This window comes from Streptomyces solicavernae (assembly GCF_029968095.1).
Lineage (GTDB): Bacteria > Actinomycetota > Actinomycetes > Streptomycetales > Streptomycetaceae > Streptomyces > Streptomyces solicavernae.
In genome coordinates this window covers 460,528-482,047 of record NZ_JASCIR010000001.1, presented here as the reverse complement: position 1 = coordinate 482,047, position 21,520 = coordinate 460,528, and the positions used below count along the sequence as shown (strand labels likewise).

The window sequence follows — 21,520 nt, the reverse complement described above, 5'->3', positions numbered from 1 at the left end:
CGCCTCAGCTCTCCGTGTCCGTGTCCGTGCCGGGCTGCGCGCGCTTGCGGCTTCGGGGGGTACGAGATGTGCCGGACGTACGAGAACCGCCGGACCTTCGGGAAGAGGAAGCGGTCTTCTTCGCCGACCGCTTGACCGGAGGAGCACCAGCCTTGGCCGGGCCCTTCGCCGGAGCATCAGCATCAGCATCAGCCTCGGCCTCGACCTCGGCCGGAGCCTTCTTCGAAGCGTCAGCCTTGGCCGGAGCCTCCTTGGGCGTGTCGGACGCGTCCACGGAGCCCCCGGGAACCCCGGCCTCGGGCGCGTCGGCGGCTGCAGGCCCGGAAGCAGGCCCGGAAGCAGGCCCGGAAGTCGGCCCGGCAGGCGACCCGGCAGGCGACCCGGAAGCCCCCGGCCGCTGCGGCGCGCCCGGCGCGCCGAACGGCGCCACGCGGACCGTGTGCCGCTCCACCGGCCGCGCCGGCTCGGGCACTTCGCGCCCCTCGATGAAGACCAGCGCGGCCTGGTACGCCACGGAAAGCGTGTACGGCGTCTGGTGCAGCATGCCCCACAGCTTCGACGTCTCGTCGATGTCCATGACCGTGGGCGTGAACCGTACCCGCTGCACCGCCTCGGCCAGATCGCTGCCGGTCAAGTACGGGCGTTCTCCGGCGAGTTCGATGACGTCCGCGGGCAGCACGGGTATCTCGTGCAGCGTCCGGACCACCGAGCCGATCAGCCGCTGTCCGACGAGTTCGCTCTCCTCGCCGTACGCGCTGATCAGGAAGTGCACGTCGAGCGCGGCGGCCGGGCGCCCCAGCAGCGTGCCATCCGACGACCGGGTGGGCAGGTCGTTGTTGCGCTGCGAGGTGTTGGGCGTGACCTGGTACGGGAACACGGTGATCGTCGGCTCGGCCGGCGGGTCGGCCGGGGGTTTGCGCGGCTCGACCTTCACGGCCATGTCGATCTCGGGCTGCAGGTTGGCCTCGATGAGCAGGGCGAGGGCCTGGGTGACGTGGGCGATGGCCAGTGCGTTGCTCATGGGGTCGGTTCCTCGCGTCCCTCGTGCCCTACGGATTCCACCGTGCGTCGTACGGGTCGTTCCTGGTGTGCGTCGTCGTTCACTCGCGCCCCCGTGCCAGGTAGTCGGAGAGGCTCACCGTCGCCTCGCGTCGCTCCCGCGCGGCCGGGCGGCGAGGGGCGGGCGACTGGCCGGCCGACGTGACCTCAAGCCGGCCGATCTGTACCTGCACCACCTGCTCCGGAGGCTGCCCCCGGCGCCGCGCGCCGCTCTGCCGCACGGCCTCGCGCGCCGCCGCCGTGTCCATGCCGCTCGGGCGCAGGGGAGCCGCCGGTCCGGGCGCGGCGGCGCCGTCCGCCGCCGGGGTGCTGGGCGCCGCGGGCGTGTCGCGTTGTGCCGCGGGCGCGCCGTCGCGGTCCGTACGGCGTGTCGCGTCGGGTGCGGGCCGCAGCCGGGGCGCGGCGGCCGCGGCGGGCCGAAGCAGCGGGGCCGCCGGGGGAGCGGGGAGTGCCGGACGCGGCCCCTGCGGCTGCTCGGTCGCGGGCTCGCGTTCGGTGCGTACGACGGTCCGCTCCCGCTCGGTGAGCCGCCGCACCTCGGGCACGGAGGGACCCAACTCCCCTTCGGAAGAAGCGGGTTGATGTCTTGTCGTCGGCCACAGAGGTGCCGTGCCCTCCGGCTCCTCCGCGGGCCCGCGTACCGCCTCGACGCGCTCGAACGGTCCGGCCAGGCGCGGCTGGACGCGGGCGACACCGGGGCGCGCCGGGGCGGCCGGCCGGTGCCGGGCGAGCAGCCGGTCGAGGAAGTCGGGGCCGGGGTCGGGCGCTGCCCCGGTGGAGTCGGTCATGGTGCACACAGCTCCAGGTAGTAGCGGCGCCGCAGCGGGCTGAGCGCCAGGATCTGGGGTTCGCTCCAGCCGTAGGCGGTGGCGAGGAGGTGGACGTCGAGCAGGACGTCGCGGGCCCAGGCGTCCAGTTCGGTCCACAGGTAGGAGGCGATGTCGAGTTCGGCGCGGGTGGCGGTGGCGCAGTCGGGGCAGCTGATGGTGAGGTTGACGTCGGCGGCCGGGTCGGCGGCTTCGGCGGCCTCGGCGACGCGCCGCTCAAGGGCTTCGGGCAGCGCGTCGACGGGCTGGGGTTCCCCGTCGCGTACGACCGCCGTCACGCAGGCGTGCAGCAGGGCGCGCCGCGCATCGGGCCGCCGGGCCGCCGCGGCCAGGTCGGCGACGGTCGGCGGCCGGAACTCCACCTGCCAGGAGTCCTCGGCCACGCGCAGCACCTTGGACTCGACCGGGGCCAGGGAGCGCGCGAACTCCCCGGCGTCCAGCTCGAATTCGAGGTCCTCGCCGCACGCGGAGCAGTCGAGCCGCACCTGCATCCGGTCCCCGAACAGGGCGCGGCGCAGCGCGAACAGGTCGGCCTCGCGGGCGCCGACGGGGAGCGCGAGGTGCGCCCCGCCGTCGCCCGCGAGTTCCGGGCGCGCGGTGCGGTGCAGGAGCAGGGCGCGGCCGAAGCCGTCCTGCCCGAGCCCGGCCTCCCAGGTGGCCAGGAGGTCGGCGGCCTGTGTGCTCGCCATGCCCGCCCCCGTTTCCTATGCCGCGTCGCCCCGAACGTGCCGTTCCCCTCGAACCTCAACCGGCCCTGGATCAGGCCGGGTTGAGGAAGGAGGGCTCCTGCGGTTCTGGGACTTCGTAGTCCCGTTCCCAGCCCTCGCACTCCAGCTTCAGCGACTGGATCGCCACCGCGTTGGCGTTGGCGTCCATCTCGCCGAGGACCTGGTACTCGCTCGGCCAGCTGCGGTACAGCTTGTGCGAGACGGCGACCTGACCGGCTTCGTTGAGGACCTGGATGACGAGGTCCTTGCGGAAGTCGGCGAGCGACACCTCGGAGCCGAGCCCGGCGCCGACCTGCCACACCTTGTTGGCCCAGCGGTCGAACTCCGGGTCGTGCGTGACACCGCGCTCCAGGGTGACGCCCTCGAACTCGGAGCGGCCCGGCGACTTCCGCGGCGAGCTGGGGTCGCCGCCGTGCCGGTGCTTGACGACCTCGGTGGTGCGCTTCAGCGGGCTGATCTTGCTGATGCCCGCGACCGTCCGACCGTCCCACAGGACCAGGAACTTGAAGTTCTTGTACGGGTCGAAGCGTTGGGCGTTGACTGTGAACTCAGGCATCGGATTCCTTCTCGGTCTGGCTCAGAGCGCGAACTGGCCGGCCGTCTGCTGGAGTTTGACGATCACGAACTCGGCGGGCTTCACCGGCGCGATGCCGACCAGCACGTTCACCACTCCGTTGGCGATGTCCTCGTCCGTCGTCGTGTCGTGGTCGCACTTGACGAAGTACGCCTCGCGCGGCGTGCCGCCCTTGAAGGCGCCCTGCCGGAACAGGTTGTGCAGATACGAGGAGGCGCTGAGGCGGATCTGCTGCCACAGGTTCTCGTCGTTCGGCTCGAACACCACCCATTGCAGTCCGCGGTGCAGGCTCTCCTCGACGTGCAGCGCGAGCCGCCGCACCGGCACGTACTGCCACTCGCTGTCCAGCGCGTCGGAGCCTTCGAGGGTGCGCGAGCCCCAGACCAGCGGGCCGGCCATCGGGAAGGTCCGCAGGCAGTTCACACCGAGCGGGTTGAGCAGGCCGTTCTCCCGGTCGGTGAGCTTGACGTCAAGCGAGTGCACGCCCGCGAGCCGCGCATCGGTGCCGGCCGGCGCCTTCCACACGCCGCGCTCCGCGTCCGTACGCGCGAACACGCCCGCGAGGGCGCCGGACGGCGGGAAGGAGCGGAGGCGGCCGGTGAGCGGGTCGGTGACCTGGATGTGCGGGAAGTACAGGCCCGCGTGGTTGCCGCGGACCGGCTCGAACGCGGCGAGACCGGCGCGCGCGGTGTCGACGCTGACCCAGGTGCCGGGCGCGTCGACGAGCAGGAAGATCCGCCGCTCCTGGCAGAGCCGCTGGGCCGCCGAGACGACGGTGATCATGTCCTCGACGGACTCGTACGCGGCCAGCTCCGGCAGCACGAGCAGGTTGACGTCGTCCGCGTCGCGCAGGGCCTGGATGCCGGTCTTGCCGGACTCGCTGCCGATGAGGTCGCGCGGCCCGGGCGGGTCGCCGTCCTCGCCGCCCTCAAGGGGGAACACCGGCGGGTTGACGGAGGCTTCGAGGCCCAGGTCGTTGGCGCACTCGCCGACGAAGCGGACCACGTCGTCCGGGGCGGTGGAGCCCGCGACGACCTGGATGCGGTTGCCGAACGGAGTGACCTCGACGCCCGCGAAGGCATGCTTGCCGGGGGCGTCGGGCAGGGCGCGCAGCTTGCGCTCCAGGAGCTGGGCGAGCTCGGTGACGGTGCACGGCGCCTCGCCGTCGGCGTCCGGGTCGTACAGCGTGAACTCGCGCTCCACCTCGCCGATCTTCACCGTCAGGTCGACGGCCAGGTCCGGGAGTTCGTGGCCGAACAGCTTGGAGACGGTGCCCGAGGGGTCGGGCCGGCCCTCGCCGACGGCCTCCACGCGGATCAGCCGGGAGCCGGAGTTGATCACCGTGGGTGCGTACCGGCCGTGCGCGGCGTCCATGGAGAGGCCGGTGAAGGCCTCGCGGGCGCCGCCGCGCGCGTCGTACACGCGCAGGTTGAACGTCTCCTCGGGGTTGGGCGTGTCGTAGTCGACGGCGGCGCGCAGGCCGTTGCCCCAGACGCCGGGTTCCTTGGCGTGCACTTCGAGGACGGGGCACTCGCTCTTGCCCTCGGTGGACTCCAGGGTGACGCAGGCCGCCTTGCCGGTGCGGGCCTTGGCCACGCGGACGATCACGGCGACGGTGCCGCCGTTGCCGAAGAACTGGTGCACCGCGTAGCCGACGGCGCTCTGCGAGCTCAGGCCGCCGAAGCGGCGTTCGAACTCGGCGAAGCTGGTGATACGCACCGGCTCGTTGAGCGGGCCGCGCCGGGTGTGTCCCACGAACGCGGTCACCGAGGTCGTGACGGTCGAGATGGTGCGGGCACTGCTGGGAAGCTCTTCGACGTAGACGCCGGGATACGTCGGCTTGGCAGCGCTCACTGCATGCGTCGGCATTCCCCCTCCTATCCCTTCTCAGGCACCGGTTGACAGGCACCAAGAGGCGGCAGAGGGATGCGACACCACGTCGCGCGCCGCCGCGTCTGGCCGGACGCGGCACACGCGCACTTGATCAGTTTCCCCCGTCAGTGCCCGGGCGTTTCGACCGACCGGGCCAAGCTGTGCGCTTGTGACTCCTGATGCTCTAGTGCTGAACGCAGTATTAGGCGCCGGGAGTTGACGTAACAAGGCGTCTTCAGGACACCTGGGGAGGAGGTTGTGTGAAGAGTTGCGTCGGAGGCGTTACTCCCCCAACTTGGCTGCAGATAAACAGAGTTGGCCGGTCGTGCGTCGGCGTGGCGGGGTTGACACGGCGCACCGCGCCGACACGCAGCGCGCCGAGCGAAGGCCCGTATATGACGTGCCGTCATGGTGTGGCGCGGGGCACCCCGTTGCTCGTACGGGCCGCCGAACCGTCCGCCGGGGGCGCGCCGCACACCGCGCACGGCTCGCGTGGCGCGTCCAGTTCGGGCGGCAGTGTCTGCCAGTCCGTGAAGCACTGTTCGAGCCCGGTGAGCAGCAGGACGCGCCGCACCCGGGGGATGCCGCGGACCAGGCGCACGCGGGCGCCGCGTGCCGTGCAGTGGCGTCGGACCCGGACGAGCAGCCGCAGCCCGCTCGCGTCCAGGAAGGTCACCGGACGGAGATCCACGACGACTTCACGCCAGGGCAGTTCGACGAGCAGGCCCGTCAGGCGTGGCGCCAGTACCTGATGGGCCCATGCGTCGATCTCGCCGTACAGGACGAGCACGAGCGTCTCGCCCACTGAGCGGTGCTGGAGGCCGAAGGCCGGCTCAGAGAACTTCATGGCCCACCTGGAAGACTCAGCTCCTTATACGAGGAGTGACGAAAATGGTGTGGCGCCGAGTGAGGCTCCGGCGCCCGTGGCCCCCCGTCAGCCGGGGAAGCGCGACGGTGTCGAAGGCATCATTCCCGCTCAGGGCGTTCGTAAGCGTGTTCCGTCGGTGCGGTCGCCTCTTCGGTGCCCTGTGAAGCTGGCATCTGCACCGACTACGTACAGTAACTGCCCGGGAGTTGGGCTGTCCGTTGCTCCAACCTTGGCCGTACGCAAGGGAATTGACCGGTGGAGCCTGCCCCTTCCGTATTCTTGAAACGCGTTCTACCGTGTGCGCCGCCGCAGGACCGCGAGAGCCTGGAGGGGCCGTGCACCTCGAATACACGCCTGAGCAGCAGCAGTTGCGCACCGAACTGCGCGCCTACTTCGCGGAGCTGGTGCCGGACCAGGCCTACGCGCGCTACGAGGACCCCGCCGAGCAGAAGCGGTTCTACCGTGAGACCGTGGGCCGCCTCGGCAGCGATGGCTGGCTCGGTGTGGGCTGGCCGAAGGAGTACGGCGGCCGGGGCCTGACCCCGATGGAACAGTTCATCTTCTTCGACGAGGCCGCGCAGGCCGGCGTACCGCTGCCGTTGATGGCGCTCAACACCGTCGGGCCGACGATCATGCAGTTCGGCACCGACGAGCAGAAGGCGTACTTCCTGCCGAAGATCCTCGCCGGCGAGATCGACTTCGCCATCGGCTACAGCGAGCCGGAGGCGGGCACGGACCTCGCGGCGCTGAAGACCAGGGCGGTGCGCGACGGGGACACGTACGTCGTGAACGGGCAGAAGATCTGGACCACCAACGGCGACACCGCGGACTGGGTGTGGCTCGCCGTGCGCACCACGGTCCCCGAGGAGGGCGTGGCGCCGCACAAGGGGATCACCATGCTGCTCGTGCCGACCTCGGACCCCGGCTACTCCTGCACCGTCATCAACACCCTCGCCTCGCACGACACCACCGCCAGCTACTACGAGAACGTCCGCGTGCCCGTCTCGCACCGCGTCGGCGAGGAGGGCAAGGGCTGGCGCCTGATCACCAACCAGCTCAACCACGAACGCGTCACCCTCGCCGCCCACGGCACGATGGCGATCCGCGCCCTGCACGACGTCCAGCGCTGGGCGGCCGGCACGAAGCTCGCCGACGGGCGCCGCGTCCTCGACCTGGGCTGGGTCAAGCAGCGCCTGGCCCGCACGCACACCAGGCTCGACGCGATGAAGCTGCTCAACTGGCAGATGGTGAACGCCGTCCAGCACGGCACCCTCACCCCGCAGGACGCCTCCGCCGTCAAGGTGTACGGCTCCGAGGCGCGGCGGGACGCGTACGCGTGGCTGATGGAGGTCGTCGGGGCGGCGGGGGCCCTGAAGGAGGGGTCGGCAGGGGCGGTCCTCCACGGCGAGCTGGAACGGGGCTACCGCTCCGCGGTGATCTTCACCTTCGGCGGCGGCAACAACGAGATCCAGCGGGAGATCATCTCGTGGATCGGGCTGGGGATGCCGCGGGTACGGCGTTGAGGTGCGGCTCCGGCGAGCGCGGCTTCTTTCCCCTCCCCGCCCCTTCCCGAATGTCCTGCGGACAGCTCCCCGGGGCTCCGCCCCGGACCCCGTATCGCGCTGAGGCGCTCGTCCTCAAACGCCGGACGGGCTGAAAAACAGCCCCTCCGCCTCTCAGCCCCCAGCCGCCCTGCGCAAAGCGTCCAGCACAGGGCGAATCAGCGGATGCGCCTCCGCCCCGTGCCGCACCGCCGCGAACACCTTCCGCTCCGGCGCCACCGCGTCCACCGGACGTACGGCAGCCTCCGCCAGGTCCACCCCGCGCAGCGCGGAGCGCGGGACCAGGGCCACGCCCGCGCCCGCCGACGCGAGGGCGACCACCGCGCGGAAGTCGTCCGACGAGTGCTCGAACTGCGGGGAGAATCCCGCGTGTTCGCAGGCGAGGACCACCACGTCGTGGCACGGGTTGCCGGGGTAGGGCCCGATCCACGTGTCCTGCGACAGATCCCCGAGCCGGATCCACTCCGCGCCCGCGAGCCGGTGCGTGGCCGGAAGGACCGCGTCGAAGGGCTCCGCGTACAGCGGCACCCGCGTGATCCGGTCGTCGTCGGCGCCGGGCGCGCCCCGGTACTCGACGGCCACCGCGACGTCGATCCGCCGGTCGAGCAGCATCGGCAGGCTCGCGTCGCCCTCGGCGTCCTGGACGCGGACCCGGATGCCGGGCGAGGAGATTGCGAGGTGCCCGAGGGCGGGGCCGACGACCAGGCCGATCCCCGTCGCGAACGAGGCGAGCGTCACCGTGCCCGCCTCGCCCGTGCGGTACGCGGCCAGCTCGGCCTCGGCCCGCTCCAGCTGGGCGAGCACGGCGTTGGTGTGGGTGAGCAGGATCTCCCCGGCCGCGGTGAGCCGGACGCCCCGCGCGCCCCGCTCGACCAGCTTGTGACCGGTCTCCTGCTCCAGGGCCGTGAGCTGCTGGGAGACCGCGGACGGCGTGAGGTAGAGCGCGGCGGCGGCCGCCGTGACGGTGCCGTGGTCGGCCACCGCCCGGAGGATGTGCAGCCGCCGCGCCTCGATCATGACCCCGATTATCCCTGGTCGGCCGCGGCGAGCTCCGCGCGGGCCGCGACGAACGCGTCCACGGCCCGGTTCACGTCCTCGGTGGAGTGCGCCGCCGACAGCTGGACGCGGATCCGGGCCTGGCCCTGAGGGACCACCGGGTACGAGAAGCCGATCACGTACACGCCGCGCTCCAGGAGCAGTTCCGCCATACGGCCCGCGACCGACGCGTCGCCGATCATGACGGGCGCGATGGCGTGGTCGCCGGGCAGGATGTCGAAGCCCTCCTCGGCCATCCGGGTACGGAAAAGGCGGGTGTTCGCGGCCAGCTGCTCCCGCAGGTCACCGGCCGACTCCAACAGGTCCAGCACCTTCAGCGACGCCGCCGCGATCACCGGCGCGAGGCTGTTGGAGAACAGGTACGGACGCGAGCGCTGGCGCAGCAGGGCGACGATCTCCGCACGGGCCGCGACATAGCCGCCGGAGGCGCCGCCGAGGGCCTTGCCGAGGGTGCCGGTGATGATGTCCACGCGGTCCATGACGCCGTGCAGCTCCGGCGTGCCGCGGCCGCCGGGGCCGACGAAGCCGACGGCGTGCGAGTCGTCGACCATGACCATCGCGTCGTACCGCTCCGCGAGGTCGCAGATCTCGGCGAGCGGCGCCACGTACCCGTCCATGGAGAACACGCCGTCGGTGACGACCAGGCGGCGGCGCGCGTGAGACGCGTCCTTCAACTGCCGCTCCAGATCGGCCAGATCACGGTTGGCGTAGCGGAAGCGGCGGGCCTTGGAGAGGCGGATGCCGTCGATGATCGAGGCGTGGTTGAGGGCGTCCGAGATCACCGCGTCCTCGGGGCCGAGCAGCGTCTCGAAGACACCGCCGTTGGCGTCGAAGCAGGACGAGTAGAGGATCGTGTCCTCCTGGCCGAGGAACGCCGAGAGCCGCGCCTCCAGCTCCTTGTGCACCTCCTGCGTACCGCAGATGAAGCGCACCGACGCCATGCCGTAGCCCCAGCGGTCCAGCGCCGCGTGGCCGGCCGCGATCACCTCGGGGTGGTCGGCGAGGCCGAGGTAGTTGTTGGCGCAGAAGTTGAGGACCTCGCCGGGCCGGCCGCCCGCGGTCACCGCCACGCTCGCGGACTGCGGGGTGCCGATGACCCGCTCGGGCTTGTGCAGTCCGGCCGCGCTGATCTCGTCGAGGGTGGTGCGGAGGTCGTCTCGTACGTTGTCGAACATGGCGAAAGTCCTTAAGGGGGAGGGGAGTTGACGGGCGCCGGGACTCGGGCTCAGGCGGTCCAGTCGAGGATGACCTTGCCGCCGCGGCCGCTCGCCGCGTCCTCGAACGCGGCGTCGAAGTCGGTGTACGCGTACCGGCCGGTGATCACAGGGGAGAGGTCGAGGCCGCCTTCGAGGAGGACCGACATCGCGTACCAGGTCTCGAACATCTCGCGGCCGTAGATGCCCTTGACCGTGATCATCGACGTGACGATGCGCGCCCAGTCGACCGCGAACTCCTCGGACGGCAGGCCCAGCATGGCGATGCGGCCGCCGTGCGTCATGTTGGCGAGCATCTCGCGCATCGCCGCCGGGTTGCCGGACATCTCCAGGCCGATGTCGAACCCCTCACGCAGGCCGAGTTGCCGCTGGCCGTCCGCGACCGAGGACTTCGACACGTCGAGGGCGAGGCTGACGCCGACCTTGCGGGCCAGCTCCAGACGCTCCTCGCTGACGTCGGTGACCACGACGTTACGGGCCCCCGCGTGCGCCGCGACCGCCGCCGCCATCAGGCCAATCGGTCCCGCGCCGGTGATCAGCACGTCCTCGCCGACCAGCGGGAACGACAGGGCGGTGTGCACGGCGTTGCCGAACGGGTCGAAGATCGCCGCGATGTCCCGGTCCACCGGAGTCCGGTGCACCCACACATTGGACGCGGGCAGCGCCACGTACTCGGCGAACGCCCCGTCGCGGCCCACGCCCAGGCCGACGGTCGCCCGGCACAGGTGGCGGCGCCCCGCGAGGCAGTTGCGGCAGGTCCCGCAGACCAGATGGCCCTCGCCGCTGACCCGGTCGCCGACGTCGATCCCGGTCACGTCCCGGCCGGTCTCCACGACCTCGCCGGCGAACTCGTGCCCGACGACGAGCGGCGCCTCGATCGCCGACTGCGCCCAGCCGTCCCAGGCCCGGATGTGCAGATCGGTGCCGCAGATCCCGGTCCGCTCCACCTTGATCAGCACGTCACCGGGGCCGATCGCCGGTTCCGGCACGTCCGCCAGCCACAGTCCCGGTTCGGCCTTCTCCTTGACCAGTGCCTTCAACGGCTCGACTCCTTCTCGTCGCGCACGCGGGCAGGGCAGGGCACGGCCCGGTACGGGGGAGAGTGTTGGGTGGCGGCCGTCCCACCGCCACACCCGACTCTTCCGTACCGGTGGCCCCCGGGTCCATCGAGGTTTTCTTAAGCGCCGCCGCAGCTCTCCTGCACGCCCGTTTCCTGTATGCCCGCCCCCATGGCCGTCAGGGCAGATGCCGCCGGCTGTGCCGCGCCGTGAACATCAGGCAGAGCAGACCCACGGCCGCGAGACCCGCGAGCAGCGCCGGGTACGAGGCGGAGCCCGCGGTGAGCGAGAGCAGCAGCGGCGTGACGAAACCGCTGTGCGCGGCGCCCTGGTACAGCGAGGCGGCCGAGGTGCGGTCCTTCGGCGGGGCGAGCCGCTCGATCTCCCGCAGCCCGGACACGAGCGTCAGCCCGTACCCGGCGCCCAGCAGCACCGCCGCGACCAGCACGAGGCGCGCCGACTTCCCGTACACCGCAAGAGCGCTGACGAGCAGCCCGCCGATCACGGCGAGCATCGCGGCGAGCGTGGCCCGCGCACTGCGGGCGTGGTCGAGCCGGTCGGCGAGGGGCTGCACGAGGATGCCCGTGCCCAGGGTCAGCGCGGTGACGAGCCCGCTGAACAGCGGCGCGTACCCGGGCACCCGGTCGGCCACCAGCGGCGGCAGCACCACGTACGCGACGGTCGCCGCCGTGAACACCGCCGGGCTCGCCGGCAGCACCACCCGGACGAACCGGGGATGGCGGAGCGCCCCGCGCCACAGCGGTGCGGCGAACGGCTCGGGCCGCCCGCCCGCGAACGGCGGCGCCGTCTCGGGCGTACGACGCGTCGCGGCGAGCGCGGCCACGGCAAGCAGGGCGTGCACGACGGCGGGCAGCACCATCGGCGACGGCAGCCACTCGGCCACCGCCCCGGCGGTCAGCGCCCCCGCGGCGAACCCGCCCCCCGTCGCCCAAGTGGCCCTTCGCAGCCGCGCGTTGGGCCTGCCGGAACCGGCGGAGAGCTCCTGCAGCCACGAGGTGCCCGCGGTCAGAAGCACGCCCGCCGCGAGCCCGGTGGCGAGGCGGCTCACGTACACCACGCCCGGTTCGACGGCCGCCGCCGCGAGCAGCGCGCTGGCGGCGGCGGTCAGGGCGAGCGCGGGCCGCACCGCGCGCCGCCTGCCGAACCGGCCGGCGGCCGGGATGCCGAGCAGCAGACCGGGCAGCAGGCCGAGCAGATACGTGGTGAACATCGCGGCGACCGAGACGGCCGGCCACTGCTCCTGCGTGCGGTACACCACGGACAGCGGCGTGAACTGGTTCGCACCCCACCCGGCGACGGCGACCGCGAACCCTGCCGGGAGCCAGCGGTGGCCGGTGCGGTCCGTACGCCGGAACATGATTCAGGTGCGCCCTTACTCGCTGTATTACTGGTCGTGGTCCAGAGAATTCTCCGGGGTTCGAGAGGATTCTCCGGGGTTCGAGAGAATCCTCCGGGGTTTGTGCGAGGTGCGTCAAAGCGGTAATGCCGATGGGTCGATCGGTGCCGCCTATCAAGCTCGGACGGCCCTGACCTGCTGTAAATCCGGATAACCGGCGCCTATTACGTCATAGATAATTCCGTCCGGGCACTGCCTTGACCGGGCGGGGGTCATTCACGAACAGTGGCAGCACGACCGGCTCGGGAAAGGGCAGCCCGGGAAGGGCAGCCCGGGAAGGGCGGCTCGGGAAAAGGTGAGGAGAAACGTGTCGAATTCTCTGGTGGACCGTTTCGGCCGGGTCCACACCGACCTGCGGGTCTCACTGACCGACCGCTGCAACCTGCGGTGCACGTACTGCATGCCCGCGGAGGGCCTGAACTGGCTGCCCCGGGCCGAGGTGCTGAGCGACGACGAGGTGGTCCGGCTGGTCCGGATCGCCACCGAACGCCTCGGCATCACCTCGGTGCGCCTGACCGGCGGCGAGCCGTTGCTGCGCCGTGGCCTGCCTCAACTCATCGCCCGTATGGCCGAGTTGCAGCGGGCGCCGGAGTTGTCCCTCACCACCAACGGCATCGGTCTGGGCCGCCTCGCGGGCGCTCTGCGCGCGGCGGGCCTCGACCGGGTCAACGTCAGCCTGGACACCCTGGACCCGGAGCGCTTCGCCGCGATCACCCGCCGCGACCGGCTCCCCGACGTCCTCGACGGGTTGCGCGCCGCCCGCGCCGCCGGGCTCACCCCCGTCAAGGTCAACGCGGTCCCGGTGCGCGGCACCAACGACGACGAGATCCCCGACCTCGCCGCGTTCGCCGTCGCCCACGGCTACCGGATGCGGTTCATCGAGTCCATGCCGCTCGACGCGCAGGGCGCCTGGGACCGCGAGCGCATGGTCACCGCCGCCGAGATCCTGGACCGCCTCGGCGCCCGCTTCGGGCTGACGCCCGTCGAGCGGCGCGGCAACGCACCCGCCGAGGAGTGGCGCATCGACGGCACCGACGCGACGGTCGGCGTCATCGCCAGCGTCACCCGGCCGTTCTGCGGCAGCTGCGACCGGGTGCGCCTCACCGCCGACGGCCAGCTCCGCAACTGCCTCTTCGCCACCGACGAGTCGGACCTGCGGGCCCTGCTGCGCGGCGGCGCCGACGACGCGGCGATCGAGGCCGCCTGGCGCGGCTCGGTCCGCGGCAAGGGCCCCGGCCACGCCATCGACAGCCCCGAGTTCCGCCGCCCGGAACGCCCGATGTCGGCCATCGGCGGCTGACCCCGGGCGCCCCGTCAACTCCCCGTCAACGCCCCGTCAACCACCCTCGTACATACGGGAGTTGATCCTGGTGGACCTCAACTGCCCGCCGCCGGACGGATCGTGACCCGTACGTGCTTCATGATCGGCTGGTCGCTCTGCGTGCTGTAGTCGCCGAGCGCGCACAGCACGTTCATCTCCGGCATGTACCCGGCCGCGCAGCCCCGCGGAATGTCGTACGGCACCGCCAGATAGCCCTCGACCGACCGGGTGCTGCCGTCCCGCGCCGTGCTCGTGATGTCCACCGGCGCCATGTCGTCGATGCCGCGCTCGCGCATGTCGGCCCGGTTCATGAACACCAGCGTGCGCAGGTTCGTGATGCCGCGGTAGCGGTCGTTGTCGGAGTAGATGGTGGTGTTCCACTGGTCGTGCGAGCGCATCGTGCCGAGCGTGAGCGTGCCCGGCTCGGGCACCACGTTCGGCAGCGGGGCGGCGGAGAACTCGGCGCGCCCCGACGGGGTGAGGAAGACCAGCTCGCGGGCGGGCTGCTTGATGCGGAAGCCGAGCGGCAGCCGCACCCGCCGGTTGAAGTCCTCGAAGCCGTCGAGCGCTCGGGCCATGGTGTCCCGGATGCGGTCGTAGTCCTCGACGTACCACTCCCAGGGCGTCTGGCTGTCCGGCAGCGCCGCGCGCGCCATGCCCGCGACGATCGCCGGCTCCGAGAGCAGCTGCTCCGACGCGGGCCGCTTCATGCCGAGCGACAGATGCACCATGCTCATCGAGTCCTCGACGGACGTGCGCTGGATCCCCTTGCGCTGATGGTCCTTCTCCGTACGGCCGAGACACGGCAGGATCAACGCCCGCTTCCCGTGCACCACATGACTGCGGTTCAGCTTCGTGCTGACCTGCACGGTCAGGTCGCAGTTGCGCAGCGCGCCGTACGTGACGGGCGTGTCCGGCGCGGCGAGCGCGAAGTTGCCGCCCATGCCGACGAAGACCTTCACGTCGCCGCGCTGCATGGCCTGGATGGTGTTGACGGTGTCCAGGCCGTGCTCGCGCGGCGGGTCGATCCCGCACACCTCGGCGAGCCGGTCGAGGAACTCCTCCGTGGGCCGGTGGTCGATGCCGCAGGTGCGGTTGCCCTGGACGTTGCTGTGCCCGCGCACAGGGGAGGGACCGGCGCCCTCGCGGCCCAGGTTGCCGCGCAGCAGCAGGAGGTTGACGATCTCCCGGACCGTGTCGACGCCGTGCTCGTGCTGGGTGAGGCCCAGGCACCAGCTGATGATCGAGCGGTCGGCCTCCTCGTACACCCGGGCCGCCTTCAGGATGTCGGCGCGGCTCAGGCCCGACTGCTCCTCCAGCTCCTCCCAGGACGTGGCCTCGCACAGCGTCCGGTACGCGTCGAAGCCGGTGGTGTGGCGGTCGATGAACTCCCGGTCCAGGGCCTTCGGATCGGTCGCCGACTTCTCCAGGATCGCCTTGGCCATGCCGCGGAGCAGCGCCATGTCGCCGCCGATGCGCACCTGCAGGTTGAGGGTGCTGGTCCGGGTCGTCTTGAAGATCGCCATGTCGACGAAGTCGTGCGGCACGATCGTGCGCGTCGCGGCCGCCTCCACCAGCGGGTTGACGTGCACGATCTGCGCGCCGCGGTGGTGGGCCTCGGCTAGCGCGGTCAGCATGCGGGGCGCGTTCGAGGCCGCGTTGACGCCGATGATGAACAGCGCGTCGGCGGTCTCCCAGTCCTGCAGGTCGACGGTGCCCTTGCCGGTGCCGAGCGCGGCCTGCAGGGCGCGGCCGCTGGCCTCGTGGCACATGTTGGAACAGTCCGGAAGGTTGTTCGTGCCGAGCTCGCGGGCCATCAGCTGGTACAGGAACGTGGCCTCGTTGCCGAGCCGCCCGGAGGTGTAGTACGAAGCCCGGTTCGGATTCTCCAGCCCGCGCAGCGTGCTGCCGACCAGCTCGAACGCGTCCTTCCAGCTGATCGGCACGTAGTGGTCGGTGTCCGGGTCGTACACCATCGGCTCGGTGAGCCGGCCCTGGTCCTCCAGGTCGTAGTCGCTCCACTCGTACAGCTCGGTCACCGAGTGCGCGGCGAAGAACTCGCGGCCGACCCGCTTCGGGGTCATCTCCCACGTGACGTGCTTGATGCCGTTCTCGCAGATGTCCAGGTGCAGGCCCTTGGTGTCGTCCGGCCACGCACAGCCGGGACAGTCGAAGCCGGTCCGCTCGTGGTTCATCTTGACGATCGCCCGCGGCCCGTCCACGAACGCGCGCTCGCGCATGAGGAACTTGCTCACGCTCTTCGCCGCGCCCCAGCCCGCGGCGGGATGGTGGTACGGGTGGAACTCGGGCTCCCCCTCGGGGGCGGGGCCCACCTCCGGCTCGCGGACGTCCGGTCGTTGCTCGTCGATGCTCAAGACTCTCAACCCTTCCGGTGTACGGGTGCGAGGCGGGCCCCGAGGTGCGGCGTCCGGCGGCGGTCGCGTCCTTGCGCCGCGGCGGCGGGGCTGCACCCTCGCACGGCCCCGCCTAGGCTGGCGCTGACCGATCAGTCCTTTACGCCCGCATTGCTGACTGTTTGCGTCATGTGCGAGGCATTGCCATTCATTGTCCGACGGGAGTCCCATGGCCGCAGCGCAACCCGTCATCACCCCGCCCGCCAGGGCCGCGGTCTTTCTCGTCGCCACCGTGAACCCCGGCGGCGAGGACACGGTGCGCGAGACGCTCCAGGGCCTGGCGGGGCTGATCCGCTCGGTCTCGTTCCGCGAGGCCGCCGCGGGCCTCGCCTGCGTCGCCGGGGTCGGCTCCGCCGCCTGGGACCGGCTCGCCGGCGACCCCCGCCCCCGCGAGCTGCACCCCTTCGAGGAGCTGCGAGGCCCACGGCACCGCGCCCCGGCCACCTCCGGCGACCTGCTCTTCCACGTCCGCGCCCGCCGCCTCGACCTGTGCTTCGAACTGGCCCGCCTCATCGTGGACGCGCTCGGCGACGCCGTCACCGTCGTCGACGAGGTGCACGGCTTCGGCTACTTCGACGCCCGCGACCTCCTCGGCTTCGTCGACGGCAGCGAGAACCCCACCGGCGGCGCCGCGAGGGACGCGGTGTACATCGGCGACGAGGACCCGCCCTTCCGCGGCGGCAGCTACGTCATCGTGCAGAAGTACCTCCACGACATGGCCGCCTGGAACGCCCTCGGCGTCGAGGAGCAGGAACGCGTCATCGGCCGCCGCAAGACGGACAACGTCGAGCTGCCGGACGACGTCCAACCCGCCGACTCGCACGTCGCCCTCAACACGATCGTCGACGCGGACGGCACCGAGCGGAAGATCGTCCGCGAGAACATGCCGTTCGGGCAGGTCGGCCGCGGCGAGTTCGGCACGTACTTCATCGGCTACGGGCGCACCCCCGACGTGACCGAGCGGATGCTGCGCAACATGTTCATCGGTGAACCGCCCGGCAACACCGACCGCATCCTGGAGTTCTCCACCGCGGTCACCGGCGGCCTCTTCTTCGTGCCGAGCGCGGAACTCCTGGAGGACTTCCCCGCCCCGCCGTCCGACGCCGGGCAGAGCCAGGTGCCCGCCGAGCCCGCCGAGTCGCCGGAACCCGCCGTCAACGGCACGCCCACCCACGGCTCGCTCGGCATCGGCAGCCTGAAAGGAACCCCATGACGCCCCCCGCCGTCACCAACCTGCACCGCGAACTCGCCCCGATCACCCCCGCCGCCTGGGCCGAGATCGAGGAAGAGGCCCGCCGCACCTTCCGCCGCCACGTCGCGGGCCGCCGCGTCGTCGACGTCCCCGACGAGGGCGGGCCCCAGCTCTCCGCCGTAGGCACCGGCCACCTCATCGACATGACCCCGCCCGCCCCCGGCGTCACCGCCCGCCTGCGCGAGTCCCGGCCGCTCGTCGAACTGCGCGTCCCGTTCACCGTCGACCGCTCCGCCGTCGACGACGTGGACCGCGGCGCCCAGGACTCCGACTGGCAGCCCGTCAAGGACGCCGCGCGCACCATGGCGTACGTCGAGGACCGCACGATCTTCGACGGCTACACCTCCGCCCAGATCGACGGACTGCGCGCCTGCTCCTCCAACCCGGTCGTCAGCCTCCCCGCCGAGGCCCGCGACTACCCCGACGCGGTCAGCCGCGCCCTCACCGAACTCCGCCTCGCCGGGGTCGACGGCCCGTACCAACTCCTCCTCGGCGCCGAGGAGTACCGGGCGGTCAGCGAGACCTCCGACCACGGCTACCCGATCGCCGCCCACCTCACCCGCATGCTCGACGGCCCCCCGATCTGGGCCCCGGCCCTCAGCGGCGGCTTCGCCCTGTCCACCCGCGGCGGCGACTTCGAGCTCCGCCTCGGCCAGGACGTCGCCATCGGCTACACCTCCCACGACGCCCACCAGATCGACCTCTACTTCCACCAGACCCTGACGTTCCTCGCGTACACGGACGAAGCGGTCGTCGTACTCGAAGCCTGACCGCACCTCCCCACCCCCTGCTGGCGCACCATGCCGGACGCGTTCCCGTACCGGCTCAGCCACCTCGACCCGCACCCGTACGGAGGCTGACTCCGGCCCCTCCCGCCCCGCGCCCCACACGACTACCCTGGGTAACAAGAGCGGGAGGTGCCGACGTGCGGGACGTGAGCGTGCGGGCGGGCGCGGACCCCGGCTACTTCGGGCCCGCCTCCGTGACCTGGCAGATGCACGGCGACCCGATGATGTGGATCGCCGGCATCCGCGCGCTCTACCTCCAGGCCCTGCACCCGCGCGTCGTCCGCGGCGTCCTGCAGAACAGCGACCCCGGGCGGGACCCCTGGGGCCGCCTGCTGCGCACCGCGGACTTCGTCGGCACCATCAGCTACGGCACCGTGCAGGACGCCGAACGGGCCGCCGCCCGCATCCGCCGCCTCCACCGCCGCCTCCAGGCCACCGACCCCGACACCGGCGAGGTCTACCGCGTCGACGAGCCCGAGCTGCTCCTGTGGGTGCACTGCGCCGAGGTCGCCAGCTACGTGGAGGTCCTGCGCCGCTCCGGGTTCCCGCTCACCCCCGCACTCGCCGACCGCTACCTCTCCGAACAGCGCGAGAGCGCCCGCCTCGTCGGCCTCGACCCCGCCGACGTACCCGCCGACCGGGCCGCGCTGCGGGCCTACTTCGCGCGCATGATGCCCAGGCTCGCCGTCGGCGACGAGGCGCGGGGGGTCGACGCCTTCATCCGGCGCCCGCCCGCACCCCCGCTCCTCGCCCCCGCGCGCGACCTCGGCTGGCGGCGCGTGGCGAACCTCGCATACGCCGCACTGCCCCCGTACGCCCACGAGTTGTACGGCCGGCGCGCGCCCGAACCGGGGGCGGTGGACCTGCGGCTGCGCGCCGCCGGTAACATCCTGCGCTGCGTCCCCGGACGTCTGCGCTGGCAGCTGCCGCCCCCGCACATCCTGCGGGCCATGGACCGGCTCGGCCCCGGCAGCAGGCCCGCACCGTACAAACTCCGCGGGCGGGCAGCCATACTGGACGGGCCGGGGAGGGCGATCCGAGGCGACGGGGGCGATATCACGCGATGGCGGAAACCAGGCTGATCCAGGGCCGGTACCGGCTGCTCGACCTGATCGGGCGCGGCGGCATGGGCGAGGTGTGGCGGGGCCGGGACGAGTCGCTCGACCGGCACGTCGCCGTGAAGTGCCTCAAGCCGCTGGGCCCGCAGCAGGGCGACCCGGGCATCGGCAGGGTGCTGCGCGAACGCTTCCGGCGCGAGGCCCGCGTCGCCGCGTCCCTGCAGCACCGCGGCATCACCGTCGTGCACGACTTCGGCGAGGACGACGGCGTGCTCTACCTCGTCATGGAGCTCCTGGAGGGCCGCAACCTCAGCCAGTTGATGGACGACGGCGTCCAGGGCCCGCTCGCCGTGCCGGACGTCGTCGAGGTCACCGAACAGGTCGCGCACGCCCTCGCCTACTGCCACGACCAGGGCATCATCCACCGCGACCTGAAGCCGGCCAACATCATGCGGCTCACCGACGGCACGGTGAAGATCTGCGACTTCGGCATCGCCCGGCTCGGCCACGACGCCGGGTTCACCGCGAAGCTCACCGGCACCAACATCGCCATGGGCACCCCGCACTACATGTCGCCCGAGCAGATCGGCGGCGAGAGCGTCGACTACCGCAGCGACCTCTACTCGCTCGGCTGCGTCCTGTACGAGATCGCCACCGGCGCCCCGCCCTTCGACCACGGCGACGCCTGGGCGGTACTCCTCGGCCACCGCGACACCGCACCGGAACCGCCGCGCGCGAAGCGCCCCGAACTCCCCGACTTCCTGGAGCAGATCGTCCTCGACCTGCTCGCCAAGTCCCCCGACGACCGCCCCGGCGACGCCCGCGAGCTCGCCCACCGCATCACCGCCGCCCGCGGCGGCACCCTCGCCCACCCGGCCCCGGCCGCCCGGGCCCCCGTACCGCCCGCCCCACCCGCCGAACTGCCCGACTGGACCCGCGGCATGACCAACGGGCCCAAGGCCACCGGCGCCGTCGACCTGCGCGCCGCCGTCCCGCTCGACGCCGCCGCCGGACTCACCGGCGAGTGGATCTCCCGCATCGACGGCCGCCGCACCCCCGACGCCGGACAGGCCCGCCGCACCGAACGCTCCACCGCACCACCGGAGTTGCTCTCCGTCCTCGCCACCCGGCACACCGCGGGCCTCAGCCTGAGCCGCCTCGGCAAGTGGGAGGAGGCCGTGGAGGTGCACCGCGGCGTCGCCGCCGAACGCGAACAGGCCCTCGGCGCCGAACACCCCGACACCCTCGCCAGCCGGTACGAAGTCGCCTTCACCCTCAGCCGTACGGGCCGTCCGGCCGACGCGCTGCGCGAGTACGAGCATGTCGCCCGCGGCCGCGAGCTCGCCCTCGGCGCCGACCACCCGGACACGCTCGGCGCCCGCCAGGAGATCGCGTACGTACTCGGACAGCTGGGCCGCCACTTCGAGGCGCACGACCTGTACACGGCCGTGCTCGCCGGCCGCGAACGCTCCCCGCACCTCGGCCCCGACCACCCCGACACCCTGCGCTGCCGCCACAACCTCGCCTACAACCTCAGCCGCATCGGCCGCCTGGAGGAGGCCCACCGCACGGCCGGCGAGGTCGCCGACGCCCGCGCCCGCGTCCTCGGCCCGCTGCACCCGGACACCCTCGTCACGCGGTACGAAGTGGCGTACGCGCTCGGCCGGCTGGGCCGCTGGGCCGAAGCCCTGCAGACGTACCGCGAGGTCGCCGAGGCGCGCGGGCAGGCCCTCGGCGCCGACCACCCGGACACTCTCGCCGCACGCTACGAGGCCGGCATCAGCCTCGGCCGCCTCGGCCACAGCGCCGACGCCCTCGCCCTCTACCGGGACCTCGCCGCCGACCGAGCCCGCGTGCACGGCCCCGAACACCCGGAGACCCTGCGCGCCCGGCACGGCATCGGCGTCAACCTGGGCCGCCTCGGCCGCTGGGAGGAGGCGCTGGAGGAGGCCCGCGAGGTGTGCGCCGCGCGCGTCCGCGCCCTCGGCCCCGGCCACCCCGACACGCAGGTCAGCCGCCGCGAGGTCGCCGTCGGGTACGGCTGGCTCGGCCGCTGGGACGAGTCCCTCGCCGAGTACCGCCAGGTCGCCGAGGACCGCGAACGCGCCCTGGGCCCCGGCCACCCGGACGCCCTCGCCGCCCGCCAGGACGAGGCACAGCTCCTGGAGCGGCTGGGACGCGGCGCGGAGGCGGCGGAGGTGTACGGGCGCATCGCGCAGCGGCGGGGGGAGTAGGCGGGGGGAACAGCGGTCCTGGCCTGGCGGAGGGAGTAGCGGTCCTGGTCTGGCGGAGGGAGTAGCGGTCCTGGCCTGGCGGAACTTGCGCCGTCGGACGTGGCTCGGTCGCTCCGGGGCCTTCCCCCGGACCCCGCTCCACCGGCCTCCGGCCTCGTCCTCGAACGCCGGACGGGCCGCAGGGTGGCCCCCGACCCGCCCCCGTGTTACCAAGAGCC

17 protein-coding genes are annotated in these 21,520 nt (G+C 72.4%); 6 read left to right on the top strand and 11 right to left on the bottom strand.

The features are described 5' to 3' along the window. Window positions 1-4 precede the first annotated feature (4 nt). The 6 genes from QIS99_RS02195 to QIS99_RS02170 form a co-directional block, all read right to left on the bottom strand. Window positions 5-1,021 (bottom strand): DUF4255 domain-containing protein, encoded by a 1,017-nt coding sequence (locus QIS99_RS02195; protein ID WP_282509750.1) that lies wholly within the window; start codon window positions 1,019-1,021, stop codon window positions 5-7. A 79-nt stretch (window positions 1,022-1,100) separates the two neighbouring features. After that, complete coding sequence (locus QIS99_RS02190) at window positions 1,101-1,847, bottom strand: hypothetical protein (protein ID WP_282509748.1); 747 nt, start codon at window positions 1,845-1,847, stop codon at window positions 1,101-1,103. After that, entirely contained in the window at window positions 1,844-2,575 is a 732-nt protein-coding gene (locus tag QIS99_RS02185; protein WP_282509746.1) for a T4 family baseplate hub assembly chaperone, read from the bottom strand. The genes QIS99_RS02190 and QIS99_RS02185 overlap by 4 nt, the downstream gene beginning before the upstream one ends. A 70-nt stretch (window positions 2,576-2,645) precedes the next feature. Further along, a complete protein-coding gene (locus QIS99_RS02180; protein ID WP_282509744.1) occupies window positions 2,646-3,170 on the bottom strand; it encodes a phage tail protein in 525 nt (174 codons plus the stop codon). A gap of 21 nt (window positions 3,171-3,191) precedes the next feature. After that, window positions 3,192-5,057, bottom strand: a complete 1,866-nt coding sequence (locus QIS99_RS02175; protein ID WP_282509741.1) for a phage tail sheath family protein — start codon at window positions 5,055-5,057, stop codon at window positions 3,192-3,194. A gap of 409 nt (window positions 5,058-5,466) precedes the next feature. Beyond that, entirely contained in the window at window positions 5,467-5,907 is a 441-nt protein-coding gene (locus QIS99_RS02170; RefSeq protein WP_282509740.1) for an STAS domain-containing protein, read from the bottom strand. Window positions 5,908-6,263: 356 nt separating this feature from the next. Here QIS99_RS02170 and QIS99_RS02165 point away from each other — a divergent pair, with 356 nt between their 5' ends. Continuing rightward, window positions 6,264-7,451: an acyl-CoA dehydrogenase family protein gene (locus tag QIS99_RS02165; RefSeq protein WP_282509739.1), complete on the top strand. Its 1,188-nt coding sequence runs from the start codon at window positions 6,264-6,266 to the stop codon at window positions 7,449-7,451. 153 nt (window positions 7,452-7,604) lie between these two features. Here the strand turns inward: QIS99_RS02165 and QIS99_RS02160 are convergent, their stop codons facing one another. The 4 genes from QIS99_RS02160 to QIS99_RS02145 form a co-directional block, all read right to left on the bottom strand. Then, complete coding sequence (locus tag QIS99_RS02160) at window positions 7,605-8,507, bottom strand: LysR family transcriptional regulator (RefSeq protein ID WP_282509737.1); 903 nt, start codon at window positions 8,505-8,507, stop codon at window positions 7,605-7,607. A gap of 8 nt (window positions 8,508-8,515) precedes the next feature. Continuing rightward, a complete protein-coding gene (locus QIS99_RS02155) occupies window positions 8,516-9,721 on the bottom strand; it encodes a glycine C-acetyltransferase (RefSeq protein WP_282509735.1) in 1,206 nt (401 codons plus the stop codon). Between the two features lie 50 nt (window positions 9,722-9,771). Beyond that, entirely contained in the window at window positions 9,772-10,800 is a 1,029-nt protein-coding gene (tdh, locus tag QIS99_RS02150) for an L-threonine 3-dehydrogenase (RefSeq protein WP_282509733.1), read from the bottom strand. Window positions 10,801-10,996: 196 nt separating this feature from the next. Beyond that, window positions 10,997-12,196: an MFS transporter gene (locus tag QIS99_RS02145; protein ID WP_282509731.1), complete on the bottom strand. Its 1,200-nt coding sequence runs from the start codon at window positions 12,194-12,196 to the stop codon at window positions 10,997-10,999. 346 nt (window positions 12,197-12,542) lie between these two features. Between QIS99_RS02145 and moaA the strand changes: the two genes are divergently transcribed. Next, window positions 12,543-13,535, top strand: coding sequence for a GTP 3',8-cyclase MoaA (gene moaA / locus QIS99_RS02140; RefSeq protein WP_282509729.1), 993 nt, complete (start codon window positions 12,543-12,545; stop codon window positions 13,533-13,535). 77 nt (window positions 13,536-13,612) lie between these two features. On the opposite strand, the gene QIS99_RS02135 is transcribed toward moaA, so the two are convergent. Continuing rightward, entirely contained in the window at window positions 13,613-15,925 is a 2,313-nt protein-coding gene (locus QIS99_RS02135) for an FdhF/YdeP family oxidoreductase (protein ID WP_282509907.1), read from the bottom strand. A gap of 214 nt (window positions 15,926-16,139) precedes the next feature. Here QIS99_RS02135 and QIS99_RS02130 point away from each other — a divergent pair, with 214 nt between their 5' ends. The 4 genes from QIS99_RS02130 to QIS99_RS02115 all read left to right on the top strand — a co-directional run bounded on the left by QIS99_RS02130 (window position 16,140) and on the right by QIS99_RS02115 (window position 21,302). Next, window positions 16,140-17,183, top strand: coding sequence for a Dyp-type peroxidase (locus tag QIS99_RS02130; RefSeq protein WP_282509727.1), 1,044 nt, complete (start codon window positions 16,140-16,142; stop codon window positions 17,181-17,183). Then, a complete protein-coding gene (locus tag QIS99_RS02125; RefSeq protein ID WP_282509725.1) occupies window positions 17,180-17,992 on the top strand; it encodes a family 1 encapsulin nanocompartment shell protein in 813 nt (270 codons plus the stop codon). The genes QIS99_RS02130 and QIS99_RS02125 overlap by 4 nt, the downstream gene beginning before the upstream one ends. Before the next feature lie 224 nt (window positions 17,993-18,216). After that, window positions 18,217-19,092, top strand: coding sequence for an oxygenase MpaB family protein (locus tag QIS99_RS02120; RefSeq protein ID WP_282509905.1), 876 nt, complete (start codon window positions 18,217-18,219; stop codon window positions 19,090-19,092). After that, window positions 19,074-21,302 (top strand): serine/threonine-protein kinase, encoded by a 2,229-nt coding sequence (locus QIS99_RS02115; protein ID WP_282509723.1) that lies wholly within the window; start codon window positions 19,074-19,076, stop codon window positions 21,300-21,302. Before QIS99_RS02120 ends, QIS99_RS02115 begins: the two co-directional genes overlap by 19 nt. The last annotated feature ends 218 nt before the right edge of the window (window positions 21,303-21,520 follow it).

Excerpts from the sequence above, each read along its gene's own strand:
- QIS99_RS02195 (WP_282509750.1), bottom strand. The coding sequence starts at position 1,021 with ATGAGCAACGCACTGGCCATCGCCCACGTCACCCAGGCCCTCGCCCTG.
- QIS99_RS02190 (WP_282509748.1), bottom strand. The coding sequence starts at position 1,847 with ATGACCGACTCCACCGGGGCAGCGCCCGACCCCGGCCCCGACTTCCTC.
- QIS99_RS02185 (WP_282509746.1), bottom strand. The coding sequence starts at position 2,575 with ATGGCGAGCACACAGGCCGCCGACCTCCTGGCCACCTGGGAGGCCGGG.
- QIS99_RS02180 (WP_282509744.1), bottom strand. The coding sequence starts at position 3,170 with ATGCCTGAGTTCACAGTCAACGCCCAACGCTTCGACCCGTACAAGAAC.
- QIS99_RS02175 (WP_282509741.1), bottom strand. The coding sequence starts at position 5,057 with ATGCCGACGCATGCAGTGAGCGCTGCCAAGCCGACGTATCCCGGCGTC.
- QIS99_RS02170 (WP_282509740.1), bottom strand. The coding sequence starts at position 5,907 with ATGAAGTTCTCTGAGCCGGCCTTCGGCCTCCAGCACCGCTCAGTGGGC.
- QIS99_RS02160 (WP_282509737.1), bottom strand. The coding sequence starts at position 8,507 with ATGATCGAGGCGCGGCGGCTGCACATCCTCCGGGCGGTGGCCGACCAC.
- QIS99_RS02155 (WP_282509735.1), bottom strand. The coding sequence starts at position 9,721 with ATGTTCGACAACGTACGAGACGACCTCCGCACCACCCTCGACGAGATC.
- QIS99_RS02145 (WP_282509731.1), bottom strand. The coding sequence starts at position 12,196 with ATGTTCCGGCGTACGGACCGCACCGGCCACCGCTGGCTCCCGGCAGGG.
- QIS99_RS02130 (WP_282509727.1), top strand. The coding sequence starts at position 16,140 with ATGGCCGCAGCGCAACCCGTCATCACCCCGCCCGCCAGGGCCGCGGTC.
- QIS99_RS02125 (WP_282509725.1), top strand. The coding sequence starts at position 17,180 with ATGACGCCCCCCGCCGTCACCAACCTGCACCGCGAACTCGCCCCGATC.
- QIS99_RS02120 (WP_282509905.1), top strand. The coding sequence starts at position 18,217 with ATGCACGGCGACCCGATGATGTGGATCGCCGGCATCCGCGCGCTCTAC.
- QIS99_RS02115 (WP_282509723.1), top strand. The coding sequence starts at position 19,074 with ATGGCGGAAACCAGGCTGATCCAGGGCCGGTACCGGCTGCTCGACCTG.